Origin of the sequence: Sinomonas cyclohexanicum, from assembly GCF_020886775.1 — a bacterium.
In the GTDB taxonomy this organism is placed as follows: Bacteria; Actinomycetota; Actinomycetes; order Actinomycetales; family Micrococcaceae; genus Sinomonas; species Sinomonas cyclohexanicum.
This window is the reverse complement of the sequence record NZ_AP024525.1, coordinates 186,349-207,244: the sequence shown is the minus strand read 5'-3', so window position 1 is coordinate 207,244 and position 20,896 is coordinate 186,349. Positions and strand designations below refer to the sequence as shown.

General features: G+C 71.2%; 17 protein-coding genes. 2 read left to right on the top strand and 15 right to left on the bottom strand.

Annotated features, from left to right (window positions below; all coding sequences use genetic code 11):
- Positions 1–47 precede the first annotated feature (47 nt).
- The 6 genes from SCMU_RS00995 to SCMU_RS00970 form a co-directional block, all read right to left on the bottom strand.
- Positions 48–500: an acyl-CoA thioesterase gene (locus SCMU_RS00995; RefSeq protein WP_229231110.1), complete on the bottom strand. Its 453-nt coding sequence runs from the start codon at positions 498–500 to the stop codon at positions 48–50.
- A 120-nt stretch (positions 501–620) separates the two neighbouring features.
- Positions 621–3,020: a bifunctional salicylyl-CoA 5-hydroxylase/oxidoreductase gene (locus SCMU_RS00990; protein ID WP_443020364.1), complete on the bottom strand. Its 2,400-nt coding sequence runs from the start codon at positions 3,018–3,020 to the stop codon at positions 621–623.
- 20 nt (positions 3,021–3,040) lie between these two features.
- Positions 3,041–4,693: an AMP-binding protein gene (locus SCMU_RS00985; protein WP_229231108.1), complete on the bottom strand. Its 1,653-nt coding sequence runs from the start codon at positions 4,691–4,693 to the stop codon at positions 3,041–3,043.
- A 55-nt stretch (positions 4,694–4,748) separates the two neighbouring features.
- Positions 4,749–5,675 (bottom strand): acyl-CoA thioesterase, encoded by a 927-nt coding sequence (locus SCMU_RS00980; RefSeq protein WP_229231107.1) that lies wholly within the window; start codon positions 5,673–5,675, stop codon positions 4,749–4,751.
- On the bottom strand, positions 5,672–6,166 hold the full coding sequence (locus SCMU_RS00975) for a cupin domain-containing protein (protein WP_443020192.1): 495 nt from the start codon (positions 6,164–6,166) through the stop codon (positions 5,672–5,674). The genes SCMU_RS00980 and SCMU_RS00975 overlap by 4 nt, the downstream gene beginning before the upstream one ends.
- Before the next feature lie 36 nt (positions 6,167–6,202).
- Positions 6,203–7,048 (bottom strand): fumarylacetoacetate hydrolase family protein, encoded by an 846-nt coding sequence (locus SCMU_RS00970; RefSeq protein WP_229231106.1) that lies wholly within the window; start codon positions 7,046–7,048, stop codon positions 6,203–6,205.
- Positions 7,049–7,166: 118 nt separating this feature from the next.
- On the opposite strand from SCMU_RS00970, the gene SCMU_RS00965 reads away from it, so the two are divergent.
- Complete coding sequence (locus SCMU_RS00965) at positions 7,167–7,592, top strand: RidA family protein (RefSeq protein ID WP_229231105.1); 426 nt, start codon at positions 7,167–7,169, stop codon at positions 7,590–7,592.
- A gap of 9 nt (positions 7,593–7,601) precedes the next feature.
- Here SCMU_RS00965 and SCMU_RS00960 read toward each other — a convergent pair whose 3' ends face one another.
- From SCMU_RS00960 to SCMU_RS00930, 7 genes are all read right to left on the bottom strand, one after another.
- Positions 7,602–8,468 carry a PaaX family transcriptional regulator gene (locus SCMU_RS00960; protein WP_229231104.1) on the bottom strand — a complete coding sequence of 289 codons (867 nt, stop codon included), beginning with the start codon at positions 8,466–8,468 and terminating at the stop codon, positions 7,602–7,604.
- A gap of 25 nt (positions 8,469–8,493) precedes the next feature.
- Positions 8,494–9,435 carry a PaaX family transcriptional regulator gene (locus SCMU_RS00955; RefSeq protein WP_229231103.1) on the bottom strand — a complete coding sequence of 314 codons (942 nt, stop codon included), beginning with the start codon at positions 9,433–9,435 and terminating at the stop codon, positions 8,494–8,496.
- Positions 9,432–10,652, bottom strand: coding sequence for a kynureninase (locus SCMU_RS00950; protein WP_229233113.1), 1,221 nt, complete (start codon positions 10,650–10,652; stop codon positions 9,432–9,434). The genes SCMU_RS00955 and SCMU_RS00950 overlap by 4 nt, the downstream gene beginning before the upstream one ends.
- Before the next feature lie 75 nt (positions 10,653–10,727).
- Complete coding sequence (gene kynA, locus SCMU_RS00945; protein ID WP_229231102.1) at positions 10,728–11,612, bottom strand: tryptophan 2,3-dioxygenase; 885 nt, start codon at positions 11,610–11,612, stop codon at positions 10,728–10,730.
- Between the two features lie 65 nt (positions 11,613–11,677).
- A complete protein-coding gene (locus SCMU_RS00940; RefSeq protein WP_229231101.1) occupies positions 11,678–13,102 on the bottom strand; it encodes a carboxylesterase family protein in 1,425 nt (474 codons plus the stop codon).
- On the bottom strand, positions 13,099–15,078 hold the full coding sequence (locus SCMU_RS00935; RefSeq protein WP_229231100.1) for a flavin-containing monooxygenase: 1,980 nt from the start codon (positions 15,076–15,078) through the stop codon (positions 13,099–13,101). Before SCMU_RS00935 ends, SCMU_RS00940 begins: the two co-directional genes overlap by 4 nt.
- Before the next feature lie 131 nt (positions 15,079–15,209).
- Positions 15,210–16,823, bottom strand: coding sequence for an FAD-binding oxidoreductase (locus SCMU_RS00930; protein WP_229231099.1), 1,614 nt, complete (start codon positions 16,821–16,823; stop codon positions 15,210–15,212).
- Between the two features lie 80 nt (positions 16,824–16,903).
- Between SCMU_RS00930 and SCMU_RS00925 the strand changes: the two genes are divergently transcribed.
- On the top strand, positions 16,904–17,884 hold the full coding sequence (locus SCMU_RS00925; RefSeq protein ID WP_229231098.1) for a LysR family transcriptional regulator: 981 nt from the start codon (positions 16,904–16,906) through the stop codon (positions 17,882–17,884).
- Between the two features lie 20 nt (positions 17,885–17,904).
- On the opposite strand, the gene SCMU_RS00920 is transcribed toward SCMU_RS00925, so the two are convergent.
- On the bottom strand, positions 17,905–19,239 hold the full coding sequence (locus SCMU_RS00920) for an NtaA/DmoA family FMN-dependent monooxygenase (protein WP_229231097.1): 1,335 nt from the start codon (positions 19,237–19,239) through the stop codon (positions 17,905–17,907).
- A gap of 260 nt (positions 19,240–19,499) precedes the next feature.
- Positions 19,500–20,885, bottom strand: a complete 1,386-nt coding sequence (locus tag SCMU_RS00915; RefSeq protein WP_229231096.1) for an MFS transporter — start codon at positions 20,883–20,885, stop codon at positions 19,500–19,502.
- Positions 20,886–20,896 lie beyond the last annotated feature (11 nt).

Here is a 20,896-nt window from a genome sequence, read left to right as displayed (position 1 = left end):
GGTTCTGTCCGGACCGGGGGTCCTTCCGCGTGCTGTGCGCCGGGGCCCTACTCGGCGGCTGCCGGGACGGTGACGGCCGCCCTGATGGCCTCCGGCCACGGGGCCGACGACTCACTGTCCCTGGGCACGTGCACCGTCACGAACCGGCCCGCCGCCGCAAGGCGCCGCTCGACGCGGCCGGAGGGACCGCCGTCGTGCGCCTCGCCCCACACCTGGAAGCGGAAGGTCATCGATGACCGCCCCACCGCCTCGAGCTCGAGGACCGTGGTCGATTCCTGCCCGAAGTACAGCTTCGAGAGGTAGTCCACCTCCTGCCGCACCCGCGGCGCGGCCCCGAAGTACTCCTGCAGGACCCCCAGGCGCCGGAACAGCCGGGCCTCCGCGGCCTCGACGCTGCGCAGCACGAACGAGTTGTGGTGGTGGCCCGCCGCATCGGTGTCGACCCACTCCACGGTCCTGGTCACCTCTTCGCGCACGACGGCGCCGCTCGCCTCGGTCACGGTCTCCTCCTTGGTAGCACGGTCAGGCTAGAACGCCTGAGGGTCACATCCCGGAGGTCAATGTCCTCACAATGACCTCCGGGAGGTGACCCTCAGACGCTAGCGGACGGGATAGGGGCGTCAGGCGCCAGCCAGGACCCCGCGCTTGGCCGGCGTCCAGCGCAGGTGCGTCGGAAGGCCGTCGCCGTCGGGCTCGCGCAGGAGCGAGAGCCGCGGGCGGACCGCGTCGGTGCGGGCCGACGGCGGCTTGCGGCGGCCGGCCTTGAACTGCGGGATCCACTCGGCCCCGGCGCCCTTGTAGTCCTGCTCCGCCGCGGCGTGCAGGGTCCAGTTCGGGTCGTACAGGTGGGTACGGCCCAGTGCGCAGAGGTCGGCGCGTCCGGCGAGGAGGATCGAGTTGACGTCGTCGTAGCTCGAGATGGCGCCCACGGCGATGACGGCGGCGTCGGTGCCCTCAAGCGCCTGGCGGATGCGGTCCGCGAACGGCGTCTGGTACGAACGGCCGAACGCCGGCTTCTCCTCCTGGGCGATCTGTCCCGTCGAGACATCCACGGCGGCGGCGCCGTGCGCCACGAACGCCTTGGCGATCTCGACCCCGTCCTCGGCGGTATTGCCGTCGGGGAGCCAGTCCACGGCGGAGATGCGCACGGTAACGGGTCGCTCCGCCGGGAACGCCTCACGGACGGCATCGAAGACCTCGAGCGGGAAGCGGAGGCGGTTCTCGAGGCTCCCGCCGTACTCATCGGCGCGATGGTTCGAGACCGGCGAGATGAAGGAGGAGAGCAGGTAGCCGTGGGCGGCGTGGACCTCGAGGAGGTCGAAGCCGGCCTCGCCCGCCCGCCGGGCGGCTGCCACGAACTCGTCGCGGATCACGCCCATCCCGGCGCGGTCCAGCTCGGCGGGGACCTGGTTCCCGGGCCCATACGGCAGGGCCGAGGGCGCAACGGTCTGCCAGTTGCCGGACTCGAGCGGCTGGTCGATGCCCTCCCACATGAGCTTCGTGGACCCCTTGCGGCCCGAGTGGCCGATTTGCGCGCCGATCCTGGCGGTCGAGGCGCCGTGGATGAAGTCCACGATGCGGCCCCACGCGTCCCGCTGCCCGTCCGTGTACAGGCCCGCGCACCCGGGCGTGATCCGGCCCTCCGCGGAGACGCACACCATCTCGGTCATGACCAGCCCCGCCCCGCCGAGGGCCTTCGAGCCCAGGTGCGCGAGGTGGAAGTCGCCGGGGACGCCGTCCACCGCGGAGTACATGTCCATGGGCGAGACGACCACGCGGTTCTTCAGCTCGAGGCCACCGATCCGGAACGGCTGGAACATCGCAGGCCGGGATGCGCCGTCGCCGTGGCCGGCCGCCTTCTGGGCGACCGCGAAGCAGGCGTCCACCTCGGCCGCGAACTCCGGGTCGCGCAGGCGCAGGTTCTCCTGGGTGATGCGGCGCGAGCGGGTCAGCAGGTTGAAGCAGAACTGCACCGGGTCCTGCGACGTGTACATGCCGATGTTCTCGAACCACTCGAGCGAGGCCTGGGCCGCCCGCTGGGTGGACTCGACGACGGGGCGGCGCTCAGTCTCGTACGCCTCGAGGGAGGCCTCGAGCGTGGGGTGCTCGTGCAGGCACGCCGCGAGCGCGAGCGCGTCCTCCATGGCCAATTTCGTGCCGGAGCCGATCGAGAAGTGCGCGGTGTGCGCCGCGTCGCCGAGGAGCACCACGTTGCCGTGGCGCCACGACGTGTTGCGGACGGTGGTGAAGTTGATCCACTTCGAGTTGTTCGCGAGGACCTCGTGGCCGGCGAGCTCGTCGGCGAAGATCTCGCGGATCTTCGCGATCGACTTCTCGTCGGAGACGCCCGGCGGGAACACGGTGCCCGCGGTCTCGTCGAAGCCCGCGGCCCGCCACACGTCCTCGTGCATCTCGACGATGAACGTGGAGCCCTCGTCGGAGAACGGGTACCCGTGGATCTGCATCGTGCCCCACTGGGTGTCCTTGACGAAGAACTGGAACGCCTCGAAGACGAGGTCCGTCCCAAGCCACATGTACTTGTTCGGGCGCACGTCCAGGGACGGCCCGAAGGCGTCCGCGAACTTCGCGCGCACGGCCGAGTTCACGCCGTCTGCCGCGAGGACCAGATCGTAGTCGCGGGAGAGCTCCTCGACGTCGGGCGCCATCGTGGCGAAGCGGACGTCCACGCCGAGTTCGGCGGTGCGGCGCTGGAGCAGCTGGAGGAGCTCCTTGCGGCTCATCGCCGCGAAGCCCTGGCCCCCCACAGTGTGCGAGACGCCGTTGAGGCTGATGTCAATGTCGGTCCAGCGGGCGAACCGCTCCGACATGTACTCCGCGACAACCGTGTCCGCGTTGCCGATCCCGCCGAGGGTCTCGTCGGAGAACACGACGCCGAAGCCGAAGGTGTCCTCGGCGCGGTTCCGTTCCCACACCGTGACCTGGTGGGAAGGGTCGAGCTGCTTCATGAGGGCGGAGAAGTACAGGCCGCCGGGGCCGCCGCCGATGACTGCAACTTTCAAGGGCTTCATGGGTCTTCCTCTCAAACCTGGGTGCCGTTGGTGGCGGCCTGCTCGCGCAGGCGGTAGTGCTGGAGCTTGCCGCTCGGGTTGCGCGGGAGGGCCTCGACGAAGCGGACGTCGCGCGGGTACTTGTAGGGGGCAATGCGGGACTTGACGAAGTCCTGGATCTCGCGGCGCTTGGCGTCGTCGCCCTCCACGCCGTCACGCAGGACCACGAACGCGCACACCACGGTGCCGCGCTCGGCGTCCGGCCGTCCCACGACGCCGGATTCCATCACATCGGGGTGCTCGTTGATGGCGGCCTCGACCTCTGGGGCACCGATGTTGTAGCCGGAGGAGACGATCATGTCGTCCGCGCGGGCCTGGTAGTAGAAGTAGCCGTCGGCGTCGCGGTAGAAGGTGTCCCCGGTGACGTTCCAGCCGTTGACCACGTACGAGAGCTGGCGCTCATCGGAGAGGTACCGACAGCCCGTCGGGCCGATGACGGCGAGCCGGCCGAGCTCGCCCGGGGCGAGCTCGTTGCCGTCGGCGTCGAGGATGGTGGCCCGGAAGCCGGGGACCGAACGGCCGGTGGCGCCAGGGCGGATGTCCTCGCCCGCAGCCGAGATGAACACGTGCAGCATCTCGGTGGCGCCGATGCCGTTGATGAGCTTGAGCCCGGTCTCGTCGTAGACGCGCTGCCACGTCTCCTGTGGGAGGTGTTCCCCGGCCGAGATGGCCTTCCGCACGCCCTTGAGCAGATCACCGCGGCCCTCCTTGAGGATGGCCCGGTAGGCGGTCGGCGCGGTCGCGAGGACCGTGACGCCGTGCTTGGCGACGAGCTCAGCGAGCTGGACCGGCGTCGTGCGCTCGGTCAGGAGCGCCGATGCGCCGAAGCGCAGCGGGAACACCACGAGGGAGCCGAGCCCGAACGTGAACGCGAACGGCGCCGAACAGGCGAAGACGTCGTCTTCGGTGGGCCGCAGGACGTACCGCGCAAAGGTGTCCGCGTTGGCGAGGATGTCGCGGTGGAAGTGCATGGTCACCTTCGGCACACCGGTGCTGCCCGAGGTGGGCCCCAGGAGGGCGACGTCGTCCGCGGCCGTCGGGACGGCGTCGAACGTGCCGCTCTTGGCCGCCGCGCGGAGGGTGAGGTCGTCGGCGCTGTCCCCGCCGTACCGCACGACGGCGGGCCGGTCGCCTGCACGGGGGAGGCTCGCGACCGCGGCGTCGAGGTCCTCGGCGAAGCGGTGGTCCACGAGGGCCACCGACGGCAGGGTGCGCTCGATGATCTGGGCGATCTCGGCCGCGCGGAGGGCGAACATGGTCGTCACCACCACGCCTCCGGCCTTGAGCACGCCGAGCCACGCGGCCACGGTCCAGGGGTTGTTCGGCGAGCGCAGGAGCACGCGGTTGCCGGGGACGAGGCCGAGGTCCTCCGTGAGGACCTGCGCAATCTGGTTGGCGCGTTCCTGCAGCTCGCCGTAGGTCCAGCGGGTGCCGTCTGGGGCCAGGAGCGCGGGGCGGTCGGCGCCGAAGCGGTCGACGGCGCCGTCGATCAGCTCCGCGCCGGCGTTGAGCCGGTCCGGGTACTGAAGCTCGGGGAGCGTGAACTCGAACGTGGGCCACTGCTCGGCGGGGGGAAGGTGGTCCCGCGCGAAGGTGTCCGCGTGGGCGGAGGGTGAGAGGACCATGGCGGCCTTTCCGGGAGATAGCGGTCGGGACATGGGGGCCTGGGAGGCGCGGACGTCAGCGTCCGGGCCGGACCATGGCCTCCTGCGCGACGGTCGCGACGAGGCGCCCGTCCGTGTCGAAGAAGCGGCCGAGGCCGAGGCCTCGCCCGGACTGGGCGCCCGCGGCTTCCTGCGCGTACAGGAGCCACTCGTCGGCGCGAGCCGGCCGGTGGAACCACATCGAATGGTCCAGGCTTGCGGTCACCAGGCCCGGGTCGGCCCACGCGATGCCGAGCGCCCGCAGGGTCGGTTCGATGATCGTGTAGTCGCACACGTAGGCAAGGGCCGCCGTGTGCAGCTGCTCGTCGGTGAGCGCGCCGGGGCCGGACGCGGCCGGGCGGTCGAGCGACTCGAAGGCACGCACCCACACCGCCTGGTGCGGAACGTGCTCGCCCTCGACGCGCACATACACCGGGCCGGGGACATGCCTGTGGTCGAACGAGCGGCCAGCGGACCAGTACGCCTTGGACTCCTCCGTGAGCGTCCCGGTTCCCGGCTCAATGGCGGCGAGGTACTCGGCGGAGCTGGGCAGCGACTCCGGATCCGGGATGCCCGCCGGCATCGCCGGGGCGAGCTGGGCACCGTCCTCCGGGACCTGGAACGAGGCGAGGGAGACGTAGACCGGCTTGTCGTTCTGGTACGCGCGCACCTGCCGCGTCGAGTAGCCGCGGCCGTCGCGCAGGAGCTCGACCTCGTACCGGACGTCCGCGCCGATGTCCACCGGCCGCATGAAGTACGAGTGCGTGGAGTGCAGCCGCCGGTCCGCCTCGACCGAGAGCATCGCGGCCGCAGCGGCCTGGGCGACCATGTCCCCGCCGTAGGCCTTGGGCCACGGGCACTGCTGGGTCGTCGCGGTGAACGCGAGGTCGAAGTGCTCGGGCTCCGTGGACGTCAGCGTGAGCGAGGCGCGCAGCGCTGTCGAGTGAGTGGTCGCGGTGCTCATGCCCGGCGGAACCCCTCGAGTTCGGAGTCGTCGACGTCCTCGAGGTTCACCACGATGTTCTCCGGCGTGCGCGCCGTGAGCCACACGAGCTCCTCGGTGATGGACATGTTCGCCTCGACGTGAGGCATGAAGGGCGGGACGAAGACCCAGTCACCGGCGGTCATGTCGATGTAGTCCTTGTAGCCCTCGCCGAAATAGATGCGGCCCTTGCCGCGGAGCACGTACCCGCCGGTCTCGGCCTCGCCGTGGTGGTGCGGGAACGAGCGGTAGCCGGGCTCGTTGGAGACCTGACCGAACCAGATCTTGGTAGCCGGGGTGTGCTGGATCGAGACGCCCGAGACGCGCACGCACTGGCCCGACTGCATCGTCGAGGTGTCTTCGTGGCCGGCGCGCGTCACGACGGGGACGACGCGGCCGTCGGGCTGGGCGTAGATGGAGTTGTCGCCCTCGGTCGCGTACTCGGTCTGCTGGGTCTCGGTCTGCTGCGTCATGATGGCTCCTTTGCCGTCTCTCTAGTGTGTGGGTGTTCAGTCGGTGAAGCGGATGGTGTTGGCCAGTCGGCCGAGGCCCTCGGCCTCGACCACCACGGTGTCGCCGTCGGCGAGGTACTGCGGAGGCTGCATGCCCATGCCGACGCCGCCGGAGGTGCCGGTCAGGATGACATCGCCGGGGCGGAGCACGGTGAACTGGGAGATGTAGGCCACGAGGGCCGCGGCGCTGAAGACGAGGGTCTTGGTGTTGCCGGTCTGGCGGCGGATCCCGTTGACCTCACACGTGATATTGATGCCGTCCTCGGGATCGACTGCGTCTGCTGTGACGAGGACCGGGCCGAGGGGGTTCGTCGCGTCCCACGCCTTGCCCTGGAACCACTGCAGGGTGCGCTTCTGCCAGTCGCGGACGGAGATGTCATTCGCGAGCGTGTAGCCGGCGATACCCGCGCGCGCCTCGTCCTCGCCTGCGCCGCGCAGCTCCGTGCCGATGACGACGGCGAGCTCGGCCTCCCAGTCGAGCGCGCCCTGGGCAGCGGGCGGGACCGCGATCTCGTCCGTGGGGCCGGTGAGGGTGTCGGCGAACTTGGCGAAGAGCGTGGGGTGCTCGGGCAGGTCGCGGCCCATCTCGGTGATGTGGTCGGCGTAGTTGAGGCCGCAGCAGATGACCTTGGCCGGGGCCGGGAGCGGCAGGGCCAGCTCTGCGTCCGCCTGGGCGACCCCGGCGTCCGGCCCGCTGGACGCGAGGGCAGCCTCCGCCGTCGTGCGCCAGGACGGATCGGCGAGGAGCGCGCTCAGGTCCGGCGCGCCGAGCGGCAGCCAGCGGTCGCCGCTGCGCACGGCGGCGGTGGTGCCCTCTGCGGTGCGGATGGTCGCCAGGTCCATGGATCTTCCCCTCGGATTTCTTATGTCGCTTTCTTGACGCTCGTCAACTAAGCTCAACGTAGCACGGCTCACAGGGACGTGACTAGCCCCACACTGGAACGGACCGTAGGAGGACACGATGGAGGCGACGATGACGCGCAAGGAGACCATCAACCCGGCATCGCTGCCGAAGCCCTCGGGCTACGCGCACGGGATCAAGGTCGGCAACACCGTGTACCTCGGCGGGCAGACCGCCCTGGACGCGGACATGAAGATCGTGCCCGGCGGGATCGTCGAGCAATTCAAGCAGGCGTTCGGCAACGTCCTGGCCACGCTCGCGGAGGCGGGCGGGCGCCCCGAGGACCTCGTGGACGTGACGATCTACCTCACCGATGTGGACGACTACATGGCCAACGGCCGCGAGATCGGGCGCCTCTGGCGCGAGATGGCCGGCCGCGACTACCCCGCCATGGCGGGCATCGGCATCACCCGGCTGTGGCAGGAGGAGGCCCTGATCGAAATCAAGGGCGTGGCCGTGATCGGCTCGGGGTCCGCATCTGAGTAGAAGGCGAGTTCAGCTCCCCGCGAGGGCCCGTTCGGCATGGCGCCGGGCGGGCCCTGCGAGCTTCGCGTTCAGGTCCGCGAAGAGCTCCCCGGCCACGAGCCCGTGCCACGTCTCGGGGAGGTACTCGGCAGGCAGGCCCGGATCAAGGTACGGCAGGCGGCGCCAATGGGTCAGGAGCGAGACGTAGTCGGCGAACGCGACGGCCTCGTCCTGCGCGGACGACGGCGTGCGGCCCTCCCAGCGCTCGTGCACGCCGCGCTGGCCCTCGACGAAGTCGACGTAGGTCGCCTCGAGCGCGTCCAGATCCCACCACTCGGCGACACGTCCGCGCATGCCCGGGCCCTCGCCATCGTCCGCGTACTCGGCACGGAAGAATTCCACGTACTCCGCCGCACCCGCACGGGCGAGCTGGCGGCGGGCCTCCTTCTCGAGCGCGGCCGGCGCGATCCACAGGCCGGGCGAGACCGCACCGAAGCCCAGCCGGGTGAACGCCGCCCGGATCTGGTGGCGCACGGCGCGCTCCGATTCCGGGACCGAGAAGGCGGCCAGGAGCCACGGGTCGTCGGGACGGGCGCGGCGCGGGGAGAAGATCCGCTCGTCGCCCTCGGAGAAGACCTCCTCGAGCCCTGGTCCGAGCCGGTAGGCGGCGGCACTGCCGATCTTCACGCTCTCGAGGACGCCACGCTTCTTGAGGCGGGACACCGCAGAGCGGACGCCAGCGCCCTCGACGCCGAGGTCGCCCAGGAGCCGCACGAGCCCGGCCACGGGGAGAGCTCCCCCATGCTCGCGCCCGTACAGGCCGAACACTGTGACAATGAGCTGCTGGTGGCGGGGCGACGCGACGGCCTTCGCCTCGTTCACGGCGGTGGTGGGCATGATGCGAGCGTACCGCCGCAGGTACTCACACGGCCTCCAGGACGCCCCGCACAAACCTGGCGGCCGGGCCCTCGTGGGCCGCCCGAATGCGCAGGAAGAGCGCGATGCATTCTGGGCCCGGCCAGTCGGCGGGGAGCAGGCTCGCCGGGAGCCCCGGGTCGAGGTAGGGGATCATGCGCCACGCATCGATGCAGTTCACGTAGGCGGCGAAGCTCTCGGCCGGCCCGGCGCTCCGCTCGGGAACGCCGGACTGCCCGGCGATGAAGCCGCGGTGCAGGGCGGCGATCGCATCGAGGTCCCACCACCGGCCCACCTGCCCAGCCACGCCCTGTCCCTCGGGCAGGCCGCGCGCGGTGAACAGCACCACGTGCCCTGCGAGACCAAGGTCCTCGAAGGCGTCGGCGACCTCGTCCCGGAGGTATTCGGGGCAGATCCACACCCCGGGCTCGACCGAGCCGCAGCCGATCCAGCGCAGCTGCTTGCGCAACTGGTGGCGCCTGTCCCGCATCGATTCGGGGATGGAGAACACGATGAGGCACCACTCGGCGTCGGGCGCCATGCTTCGCGGCTCGTGGATCCGGCGGTCTCCCCGGGCGAGCATCGCCTCCGCCCCCGGCGCGAGCGCGTAGCCGGGAACGCCGCGCCGCACGACGGCGTCGAGGAGGCCACGCTGCTTGACGCGGCTCAGCGCGGTGCGGGCCTGGGGCACGGGCACCCCGAGGGCTCCGAGGAGCGCGAGGAACGCGTCGGCTGCCATCCAGCCGCCCGCCTCGCGCAGGTACAGCCCGACCACGGTCCGCAGCAGGGAGACGGTGCTCCCCGGGCGGGAGACCATGTCGTCGGCCACCCGCGGCAGGGACTGGACGACGTTCTCCGGAGAGTGGACGACGTCCAGCGGCCCTACCTTCGCCAACGACGCCGCGTGGCGGGCCTCCACCGTCGCCTCGCCGGCGCTCGCTCGGCTCATGCGAGCTCGGCCAGGGCGTCCCGGATCGCCGCGATCCCGGCCTCGACCTCCTCGAACGAGGTGCTCAGCGGCGACAGCCCGATCCGCAGGCCGTGCGGCGGCCGGAAGTCCGGGATCACGCCACGTTCCCACAGGAGGGCGGTGACCTCACGGAACCTCGGATGGTTGATCGTGACGTGCGAGCCACGGACACCGGGATCGCGGGGGCTCGCGAACTCGACGCCGAGGGGCGCGAGGTCCCGGTCCACGAGGGCGGCGGCGAATTCCGTCAGCCGCACGGACTTGGCCCTAACAGCCTCGATGCCCCCGGCCTCGGCGATGAGCTCGACCATGGCGGAGAGCGGCTGCATCGCCAGGATCGGCGGGGTGCCGGTGATGAACCGGCGCATGCCGGACGCCGGCGTGTACGACTCGGTCATCCCGAACGGGTCCGCCGCACCCATCCAGCCCCAGATCGGCTGCCGGATCGTGTCCTGGAGGTCCCGCCGCACGTACCCGAACGCGGGCGAGCCGGGGCCGCCGTTGAGGTACTTGTACGTGCACCCGACCGCGAGGTCCGCGCCCCACGCGTCGAGCTCGAGCGGCACCGACCCGGCCGAGTGGCACAGGTCCCACACCACGAGCGCGCCGGCCCGGTGCGCGGCCTCGGTGATCGCGGCGGCATCCGCGATGAACCCGGAGCGGTAGGCGATGTGGCTCAGGAGGACAACCGCGGTGCGCGGCCCGAGCACAGACTCGACGTCCGCGGCGGTCACGCCTGTGGCCGGGTCGGGACTGATCCAGCGGATGGTGGCGCCGCGCTCGGCGGCGATGCCCTCGACGATGAACCGGTCCGTGGGGAAGTTCTCGGAATCGACCACGATCTCGTCGCGGCCCGTGCCGGCCTGGGTGTCGAGGGCGGCCCGGACGAGCTTGTAGATCATCACGGACGTCGAGTCGGCCACGACGGTCTGCCCCGGTGCGGCGCCGAGGACCACCTCTCCGAGGCGGTCGCCGAGCCGGAACGGCTCCTCCATCCACTCCTCGTCCCACGCCCGGATGAGCCGCTGGCCCCACGGCCCCGCGGTGAACGCGGCGAGCCGGTCCCCCGTGTCGGCGAGCGGGCGGCCCAGCGAGTTGCCGTCGAGGTACGAGACCACCGGCTCGCCCTCGGGGACGAGGAACCGCTCGCGGAACCGGGCGAGCGGGTCGGCGGCGTCGAGCGCTGCCGCATCCAGCGTGGCGAGGACGGCCGCGGCCGGCGAGGCCGCGCCGTCGTGCGTCGAGGGGGAATCCACGGAATGGGCCACGGCTCAGGCTCCGATCTCGGTGCGGACGGCGTACAGCTCGGGGAAGAACGTGAGGTCCAGCGCGCGCTTGAGGAAGTCGACGCCGGAGGAGCCGCCGGTGCCGCGCTTGAAACCGATGGTGCGCTGCACCGTGCGCAGGTGGCGGAAGCGCCAGAACTGGAAGTTGTCCTCGACGTCCACGAGCGCCTCACACGACTCGTAGAGGCCCCACGGGGTCCCCTCCTCCTCGTAGATGCGCCGGAACACGGGCAGGAGGTCCTCCCGGAACGTCCAGGGCTCCGACACGTCCCGCGCGAGGACGTCCTCGGGGATCGCGTAGCCGGCGCGGGCGACGGCGCGGAGGAACTCGTCGTAGACCGTGGGCTCCTCGAGGAGGCCCTCGAGGATGGCCTGCGCCCCGGGCTCGGACGAGAAGACCTTGAGCATGCCGCGGTGCTTGTTGCCGAGGATGAACTCGACGGCGCGGTACTGGTACGACTGGAAGCCCGACGCGTTCCCCAGATCGCCGCGGAACTGCGCGTACTCGCGCGGTGTGAGGGTCGCGAGCACGGTCCACTGGTCCGTGAGCTGCTTCTGGATCGCCTTGACCCTCGCGAGGCACTTGAGCGCCATCCCGAGGTCATCCGCGGCGAGCCGGGCTCGGGCCTCACGCAGCTCGTGGAGCATGAGCTTGAGCCACAGCTCGGACGTCTGGTGCTGGATGATGAACAGCATCTCGTCGTGGTGCTCGGGCACGCTCACGGGGTGCTGGGCGTTCAGGAGCCGGTCCAGGTCGAGGTAGCGACCGTACGTCATGGCTCCGTGGAAGTCAGTGCGGACGGAGTCCTCGATGGTACGGACGCCGCTGGTCGGTTCCTGCGTCGGCGCTGACGGCTGGGGCTGGGTCATACCTCAACGATATCAAGATCATGACGTGCGTCAAGAGAGTGATATCGCTGAGGCTCCCTCCATGCTCACGGCCCGGCGCGCCGGATCGGCTCGCCGCTCGCGGGGTCGGGCACCTCCTCGACGCGCACGACGCCGCCCACGCACCCCACTGCGCGCACCTCGCCTGGCGCCGTGGTCACCAGCTCCCCGGAGAGGCACCGCACGAGCGGCTCCCGCCAGGCCGCGGCGATGGCGCCGAACGCATCGGCGGGGATCTCCGCGACCATGGGCGCGTCGTACCACTGCGCGCGGTTCGCGAAGAGGAACGGGAGGTCGAAGCAGTGGGCCGCGCCGGCGCCGTCGGGTGCGGCCTCGACGTCGAGGCGCGAGACGTGCACGGGGACGCCTGCCGCGCGGACCTGGGCGGCGAGCTCGCGGGCTGCGGAGGCGAACTGGTACTCGGTCATGTCCGCGGTCATGCGCTCCCATGGGGTCCCACCGGCGGGCCGCTCGGCCGGCCGCGCGAAGTGGGCGGCCCGGAAGCCGTCCGCGGCCGGCCCCGGGAGGCCGGCCGCGGCCGCCGGCGGGATGAAGGCACGGGCCTCATCGGCGGTGGTGGCCAGGATGACCTGCTCGACGCCGAGGAGCCGGTCGACCGCTGCGGGCCAGTCCTGGACGTCAGCGCGGAGCCGTCCGCCCGCGAGGGGCTGGGCGCCGAGACCGCGGCCTGCCCACGCCCGGTTGACCTCGGCCGTGGCGGCGAGGAGGGCGGCCGCGTCGCCGGCGGCCGCACCGCCGAGGGCCTCGGCGAAGACGCGTCGCCTCGCGGTGGAGCCCTCCGGCCCGGGCGGCGGCTGGTACGGGAGGCTGTACAGGGCAAGGCGCCGGATGCGACCGGCGAGCGCGGGGTCCTGCGCCGCGGCGAACGCGAGCCAGGCCCCAGCCGACTGGCCCGCGAGCGTGACGTCCGCCGGGTTTCCGCCGAAGCGGGCCGCGTGCGTGAGGGCCCACTCGACCGCGGCGATCGCGTCGGCGACGGCCGCCACCGTCCCGTCGGCGCCGGGAGTGAAGCAGGCCGCCGCGCCGAGCCGGTACGCGGGCACCACGACGACGGCGCCGGTGGCCCGGGCGAGCTCGGACGCGTCGTACCATCGCAGCGACGCGCCGCCCGAGACGTAGCCGCCGCCGGGCAGGAATACGACGACGGGGGCGGCGGGACCGGCGTCGGCGGGGGCATACACGCTCACCTGGAACGCGTCGTCGTCCTGTTCGACCTGCGAGGCCGCAGGGCCGAGCAGCCAGTCGAGTCCGCCCGGCTGCTGCGGGAAGACCACCTGTTCCTCGACCGTGCCCGGTGATGCAGGAGGGACAGGCGCTGCCGGCGGGAGGTGGCCGCCGCCCCCGTCCGCCGCCCCGAGGCGAGCCCACCGGCAGCGGGTGACGATGATGCCGTCAGCCCCCCGGGGAGCGTCGGACGTCCGGGACCGCCGCAGGGCTTCAGCGGCGCTCACGGGAGGGGCTCGTACTGGGCCGGGTCGAGCTCGCGGGTGAGCTTCCAGTACTCGAGCACCGGAAGGGGCCAGATCTGGGACACCCGCCCGAACCTGTTCTTGTACCAGGTGTGCACGCTCGGGTGGCCCCAGGCCTTGGTGGCGCTGGCGGCATCGAGGCGCTCGTAGAACTCATCGAGGACCTCCTGCTTCAGGTCGAGCGCAGCCCAGCCCTGCTCGAGTTCGCGGCGGATGCCGTCGAGCGCGTACTCGAGGCCGTACTCGATCATGGAGAACAGGCTCCCGTTGACCACGTGGCCGGTGTTGGGGCCCGAGACGACGAACAGGTTGGGGAACCCTGGCACGGTCATGCCGAGGTAGGCCTTGGCATCGCCTCGCCAGTAGGCGTGGAGGTCGCGGCCCGCCCGGCCGGTGATGCGCAGCGGCTCAAGGAACTCGCTGGCCTGGAATCCGGTGGCATAGATGACGGCGTCGAGTTGGTGCAGTGTGCCGTCCCCGTCCACGATGCCCTCGGGAACGAAGTGGTCGAGCCCGGAGGTCACGAGGGTGGTCTGGGGCTTCCTGAGGGAGGCCGCCCACACGCCGTTGTCGCGGAGCATGCGCTTGCCGCCGAGCAGGTAGTCCGGGGTGACCTTCTCGAGGAGGTCTGGCCTGCCGGCGTACTGCTCGGCCAGGATCGCGCGAAGCGACTCCTGCACCCTGTGGTGGACTTCCGAGATCGAGTCCTCGCCGGGCCACTCGGGGTCGATCACCGTGGTGTGCTGGCGCCCCTCGACGCCGAGCCAGTGCTGCCACAGCCGCAGCCACTGGCCGAAGTGGGGCAGGTGGTCCGAGAGCCAGAGGACGGCGTCGGGCATGTCGTCGTAATACATCGGAGTGGGCAGCATCCAGGGCGAACTGCGCTGGAAGACCGTGAGGGACGCGACCCGGTCCACGATCGCAGGAACGATCTGGTAGGCGCTGGCTCCCGTGCCCACCACCGCGACCCTCTTGCCGGCAATGTCGACCCCATGGTTCCACTCGGCAGAGTGCATCTGGGCGCCGGTGAATGACTCGCGGCCCGGGGTGGCGGGGATCTTGGGCCGGTCAAGCTGGCCTACGGCCGTGAAGACGGCGTTGACCCGGTGGACGGTGGGCGTGCCGCCGACGAGGACGCGCACGTCCCACTGGCGGGAGTCCTCATCCCAGGTGATGGACTCCACCTCCGCCCCGTAGACGATGTCCTCGAGGAACCCGCCGCGCTCGGCGACCGTGCGCGTGTAGTCGTGGATCTCGTGGCCCCGGGAGAACTGCTGCGGCCAGTCGTCGCGCTGGGCGAACGAGAAGGAGTACGCGTAGTTGGGGGTGTCGAGGCGCACGCCCGGGTAGGTGTTCTTCCACCATGTCCCGCCCACGTCGTGGCCCTTCTCGAAGACCTTGACCTCGATGCCGGCCTGCTTGAGCCGGTACGCTGCGGCCATGCCCGCGACGCCGGCGCCGATCACGGCCGCGGAGAACGTCCGGCCCGGTGCAACCTCGTCGACGCGCCACCGCGGGCGGCCGTTGGCCTGCGGGGCGAGGGCCATGTCGTGCTTGAGGAGCGGGCGGTACGCGGCGTCGGCGCCGTTGGTGATCCAGTCGACCACAGCGTCGGCCTCCTCGTCGCTGAGGGTGCGGACGCGGGTGATGCGCTCGTCGCGGACCCGTTTGAGCGCGGCGAGAGCGAGCTCGCGGGCCTCGGCCTGCTGCCTCTCGCTCATGCCTCCATGCGGCGTGCCGACGGTGTCGACCGGCGGCTGCGGCGGGCGGAGGTCGTCGCGGAGGATGCCGAAGTCCCCGGTCGCGGCAGCGAGGGCGACCATGAGCGCCGGAAGCTCGACCGACTTGATGGTCTGCGCGAGGAACGCGTCGTCCTCGGTGATGGGGGTGTACTGCTCGCGCGTGTAGAGGTCGTCGACCTCGTGGGCGAGGTCGACGGGTGCCAGAGATTCGGTCACAGTGCTCTCCTCGTGTGAAGGGCCGCCCGGGTGAGCAGCGTCACGTCTAGATCCATAATAGAGGAAGAAATGTAATTTTTCATTAAAAATGCATTCTGTTGGGTTGAGGGGACATGTCCCTACGGCGAGGGTCAGCGGGCCGGGGCCAGCGACGTGGCCGCGTCGGCGTCGGACGAGCGGGCCGCCCGGAACCGGGCCGGCCACACGCCCTGCTTGCCGGGGGCGATGATGCCCTTCGGGTCCACGGCGTCCTTGAGCAGCTCCTGGAAGCGGAGCGCCGCGTGGTCGTTGAAGTCGAATCCGCCGGCGATCCGGTCCATGTAGTCGACGTGGCTGCGGTACGGGGCGTAGCCGTGGGCGCGGGCGGCGGCGAGGAGGCGCACGTACAGCTCGCGGGCGCGGGCGAGCATCTCCTCGTTGCCGCGCTCGAAGAAGATCATCGTCACGTGGACCATGTGGCGGGGGTACAGGTGGTAGCCGATGTACAGGTCGAAGCCGTACTCGGCGTAGAGGGCCTTCGCCTCCTGATAGAACGCGTAGACCTCCTCGCCGCGAGCCGGGATGATCGGCGCGGCGTCGATGTGGCCGCCGTTCTGCGACGCCCACGCGACGGTCGAGAGCGGCCGGAGCGTCGGCACTCCGGCCATCTGGGTGCGGTCGGCCTCGGCGATGCGCTCATGCTCGAGCGCGCGCCCCTCCTCGCCCTCGTAGATCCGCGCGTCGACCACGGCGTCCGGGATCGCGGCGGTGACGCGCTCGCGCACGATCTCGAGGCGCCGGCGCACGAGGCCCGGGTCGCCGTACAGGCCGAACTTCGCGTTCCACTGCCCGATCCCGAACTCCCGGCGCATCTCGTCGAGCCGCCAGTCAGGGATCGAGCCCTCGCCGTTCCAGAAGTCCTTCCGCGCCCCGCGCATCGTCGCGGCGCGGACCACATTGCCGCACAGCGCGTTGTTCTGGATGATGTCCTCCCGGCGCAGCTGCGTCAGCACGTCGATGAGGGCAGGGAGGTCCTCCTCGCGCTCGACCATGATGTCGCCGTTCGCGAACGCCTGCGGCGCGGGCATGAGCCACAGGCCGCCGGAGACGACGACGCCGAGGTTGGACTGGGTGAACAGCCCGTCCAGCGTGGGCCCGAAGCCGCCCTGGAAGATGGGGCCGAGGTCCGAGTCCGCCATGGCACCCATGCCGGTGCGCAGGAGATCCCCGTCGGGCAGCACGACCTCGAGCCCGCAGAGGCTCTTGACGTGGTCCCCGAGGGGGGTCATTCCGTAGCCGCGGTCGAGCATGTTGCCCAGGATCGAGCCCCAGCCGAGGGCGGGGACGCTCATCCAGAGGTTGAGGCCGTGCTCCTTGATGTACTCGAACAGGTCGAAGAACGTCACCCCCGGCTCGACGACGGCGTACCCGAGCCGGTCGTCGACCGCGAGGATGCGGTTCATGCGGGAGAGGTCGAGGGCGACCATCCCGTGGTCGCGCGGCTCGGGGCCGCCGTAGCCGAGGTTCTTGCCGCGGGAGAACGTCCACAGCGGCGTCTCGGTCTCTCCGGCGAGGCGCACGATGGCCTGGACCTCCTCGGTGCTCCCCGGGCGGACGCCGGGCCAGGCGGAGCGGCCGCTGTTGAGCGGGTAGGGGTCGAGGTAGCCGTCCTCCCCGTCCGGGCGGACCACGTTGTCGGCGCCGACGATCTCGACGGCACGGCTGAGGAACTCCTCGCGGGGATCACTGGCGGGGTGGCTGGACATGTTCGCTTCCTTCGTTGTTCTCACTAGTTGTTCAGCGGCCGGACCGGGGAATCGCCCCGGGAGGCCGCTAGGCTGGGCGCGTGATCCCCGAGCAGCAGCCCGCCCTCACGCTGAGGCAGGCGTGGCACTTCGTCGTCGCCGCCGAGTCCGGCACGCTGGCCGAGGCCGCGCGCCGGCTGCACATGGCGCCGTCGGCCATCTCGACCTCGGTCGCCGAGCTCGAGCGGGCCGTGGGCTCCGAGCTCCTCGTCAAGCGCCGGGCCAAGGGGGTCACGCTCACGGCCACAGGCCGCGAGGTCCTGGGCATGGCCCGGGACCTGCTCCGGCTCGCCGACTCGATCGCAGCACTGTCCCGCGAGGACCGCTCGCAGCTGCGCGGCCCGCTCACGGTGGGCTGCGACATCACCCTCGGCCCCACGATCATCCCGGCGATGCTGAGCGACTTCGCCCGGCAGTGCCCGGGGGTCGAGGTGGACTTCGTGGAGGGCTTCCACGAGGACGTCCAGGAGCGGCTGCTCGCCGGCGCACTCGACGTCGCGTTCGTGTACAACGCCGCGGTGGACCCCGCGCTCACGACCGTCGCCCTCGCTACCGCCGCACCGCACGTCCTCCTGCCTGAGCACCACCGGCTCGCCGAGGCGCCGACCGTGCGGCTCGCGGACATCGCCGAGGAGCCGCTCGTGCTCTTCGACTCGCCGCCACTCGGCAGACGGGTCCTGCAGCTGTTCGAGGAGGCCGGCGCCGTGCCGACCGTGCGGCACCGCTCCCGCTCCTACGCGACGGTGCGGTCGCTCGTGGCGGTAGGCCGCGGCATCGCCGTGCTGTACCAGCAGAAGGCGCTCGAGGCGCCATACGCCGAGCTGGGCGTGCGGCTGAGGCCGCTCTCCGTGCGCGGCGCCCTGGCCCGCCCGGTGCAGGTAGCCCTCGCGGCGCCCCGCAGCACGCGCCCGTCGGTGCGGGCGCGCGCCTGGATCGACGTCGCGCTCGAGCTGTTCACCGGTGACGGCGCGGCCGACGGCGCGCCCTCCGGCGGTGCGGCCGGTGCGGCCGGCGCGGGCTGAGCGACGCACGGAGAGGCCGCTCAGGCGAGCGCGGACTCGCGCTTGGACGAGGGGTAGGGGAGCCCGAGGTTCTCGCGGAGCGTGGTGCCCTCGTACTCGTGCCGGAAGTAGCCGCGCTCTGCGAGCTCGGGGACGAGCTTGTCACAGATGAGCGCGAACCCGCCCGGGTTGAACGGGGCGTTGAGGTTGAAGCCGTCGCACGCGCGCGCCTCGAACCACTCGATCATGCGGTCGGCAACGGCGCCCGGGGTGCCGGCCATCCACTGGTGCCCGGTCGATCGGGCAAGGTCAACGATGAGTTCGCGCAGCGTCATGCCCTGGTCCACGCTCTTGCGGCGGTAGATGTGGTACCGCGAGCCGCGGGAGGGGTCCTCACTGAACCACCCTGCGGGGATGGCCTCGTCGAGGTCGAGGGAGGAGAGGTCGAGCTTGAGGTCGGCGCCGACCTGCTTGCGGCCGTTCTCCATGTGGATGTTGCGCGCAAGCTCCCTGGCGAGCTCGTCGGCCTCGGCCTGGGTCTCGCCGAGGATGGGCAGGATGCCGGGGATGATCTTGATGAGCTCGGGGTCGCGCCCCTTCGCGGCGGCCTTGGCCTTGAAGTCGGCGTAGAACTCGATGGACGGCTGCAGGAGCGGCTGGGCCGTGTAGATGCCGTCCGCCACGGACGTGCCGAGCTCCACGCCGGGCCCGGACGAGCCGGCCTGGACGAGCACCGGCCGGCCCTGCGGCGAGCGCGGTCCGGGCAGGGGGCCCTGGACGCGGAAGTACTCGCCGACGTGGTCGATCGTGTGGATCTTGGAGGTGTCGACGTACCAGCCTGACTCCCGGTCGTTGATGACGGCGTCGTCCTCCCAGCTGTCCCAGAGCTTCTGGACGACCTCGACGAACTCGGCCGCGCGGCGGTAGCGGGTGGGGCCGTCGGGGGCCTCGGTGAGGCCGAAGTTCTGGAAGCCGTCCGAGCTCGTGACGATGTTCCAGCCGGCGCGGCCACCCGACATGTGGTCGAGCCCCGCGAGGAGCCGCGCGACGTTGTAGGGCTCGTAGAACGAGGTCGAGATCGTGCCGATGAGGCCGATGTTCTTCGTCACCGCGGCGAGCGCCGCGAGCGTCGTCATGGGCTCGTAGAAGCCGTTCATCTTGATGTCGCCGCGCATCACCGTGTTGGCGTGGGCGATGTCGCCGAAGAACACGGCGTCGAGCTTGGCGGCCTCGGCCATGCGGGTGAGATCGGCGACGAAGTCGAAGTTGGCGAGCTCGTCCGCTCGGCTGCCGTCCATGCGCCAGCTGTCCTTGTGGTAGCCCGCCGGCAGCATGAACGTGGTGAGCACCATGTGGTGTCCGCGCGAGTTGGTCATCGAGAGTTCCTTTCAGCGTACCGGGCGCATCGCCGCGGTGATCCCTTCCATCGTGGCCCGCGACACTTCGTCTCGTAAACCATCGAAATCAGGAGGGGATCTTCTAAGAAATCGTCTTTATGGTGCACGACGGCGCGGCGTCGCCTGCGCGCACGAGCCGCGGGGGCGGCGTCGTGCGCGCAGGGGCGGAGGGGGCGGGGGAAGCGCCGAGGTCACGGACGGGTGCGCGTCAAGCGCACCCCATGGCTAACGCCGCGCGCTCAGCGGGCGCTCGCGGCGCCAGCCACGCTCTGGGCCCGGGCGGGCTCAGGGGCGCTCTCGCCGTCGGAGCCGAGGCGCGTGCCCTCGCGGCTCAGGAAGACCGCGACGAGCCCGGCCACGAAGATGGCGGCCCATGCCACGCCCACGAGCAGGAACGAGCCGCCGCCCGTCATGGCGAGGGCGGCCGCGAGCATCGGGGTGAGGCCCGCGCCGAGGGTCGAGGCGGTCTGGTACGAGAGCGAGGCGCCGGTGTACCGGACGGCGGCCGGGAACTGCTCCGCGATGTACGCACCGATCGGGCCGGCGAGGACGCCCTGGATGAGGCCGTTGCCCACGATCACAGCGACGGAGAAGCCCACGAGGGTGCCGTCGCGCAGGAGGACGAGCGCGGGGTAGACCCACAGGAGGCCGAGGATGCCGCCCGCGGCGAGCACTGCGCGGCGGCCGAGCCGGTCGCTGAGACGGGCCGCGGCGAAGCACACCACGATCGTGACGACGGCAGCGACGCCCTTGACGTTGAGGATGCCCTCACGGCTCACGCCCTCGTCGTACGCGACGGAGACGCCCCACGAGGTCAGGAAGCCCTGGCAGGTGTAGAAGCCGAGCGACGCGACAAGCGTGAGGAGCAGCGGGCGCCAATGCTTCCGAAACACCTCGACCACGGGCAGCGTCTTGCGGCGATGGGCATCGACGGACTCGGCGTCGAGCCGCTGGAAGACCGGCGACTCGGCGACCTTGAGCCGGATGACCATGCCGATGAAGATCAGCACTGCAGAGAGCAGGAACGGGATGCGCCAGCCCCAGTCGAGGAACGCGGGCCCCGTCAGGGCTGAGGCGCCGGAGACCACGAACGTGGCAACGAGCCCGCCCGCCGGGCCGCCCGAGTTGGCGAACGCGGCAGCGAGGCCGCGCTTGGAGGCGGGGGCGTGCTCGAGGGCCATGAGGGTCGCGCCGCCCCACTCGCCGCCCACCGAGATGCCCTGGATGATGCGCAGGACCACGAGGAGGACCGGCGCGGCGAGCCCGATGGCCGCCTGGGTGGGGAGGAAGCCGACGGCAACCGTGGAGAAGCCCATCATGAGCATCGAGATGACGAGCATGCGCTTGCGGCTCACGCGGTCGCCGAAGTGGCCGAACACCATGCCGCCGAGCGGGCGGGCGATGTAGCCGACGGCGAGCGTGCCGAACGAGGCGAAGAGCCCGACAGCGGGCGGCAGGTTCGAGAAGAAGACCTTGTCGAAGATGAGTGACGCCGCGGTGGCGTACAGGATGAAGTCGTAGTACTCGATGATCGAGCCGATGGCGCTCGAGGCGAGGATGCGGCGCAGGTCCTTGGTATTGAGCGTGTCGGAGGGGCGCTCGGCACGCGACGGTGAGTGCTTCATGGGGGTGCCTT

Coding starts and splice junctions, on each gene's coding strand:
- SCMU_RS00985 (WP_229231108.1), bottom strand. CDS start 4,693: ATGGTCCTCTCACCCTCCGCCCACGCGGACACCTTCGCGCGGGACCAC.
- SCMU_RS00980 (WP_229231107.1), bottom strand. CDS start 5,675: ATGAGCACCGCGACCACTCACTCGACAGCGCTGCGCGCCTCGCTCACG.
- SCMU_RS00975 (WP_443020192.1), bottom strand. CDS start 6,166: ATGACGCAGCAGACCGAGACCCAGCAGACCGAGTACGCGACCGAGGGC.
- SCMU_RS00970 (WP_229231106.1), bottom strand. CDS start 7,048: ATGGACCTGGCGACCATCCGCACCGCAGAGGGCACCACCGCCGCCGTG.
- SCMU_RS00965 (WP_229231105.1), top strand. CDS start 7,167: ATGGAGGCGACGATGACGCGCAAGGAGACCATCAACCCGGCATCGCTG.
- SCMU_RS00960 (WP_229231104.1), bottom strand. CDS start 8,468: ATGCCCACCACCGCCGTGAACGAGGCGAAGGCCGTCGCGTCGCCCCGC.
- SCMU_RS00955 (WP_229231103.1), bottom strand. CDS start 9,435: ATGAGCCGAGCGAGCGCCGGCGAGGCGACGGTGGAGGCCCGCCACGCG.
- kynA (WP_229231102.1), bottom strand. CDS start 11,612: ATGACCCAGCCCCAGCCGTCAGCGCCGACGCAGGAACCGACCAGCGGC.
- SCMU_RS00930 (WP_229231099.1), bottom strand. CDS start 16,823: ATGTCCAGCCACCCCGCCAGTGATCCCCGCGAGGAGTTCCTCAGCCGT.
- SCMU_RS00920 (WP_229231097.1), bottom strand. CDS start 19,239: ATGACCAACTCGCGCGGACACCACATGGTGCTCACCACGTTCATGCTG.
- SCMU_RS00915 (WP_229231096.1), bottom strand. CDS start 20,885: ATGAAGCACTCACCGTCGCGTGCCGAGCGCCCCTCCGACACGCTCAAT.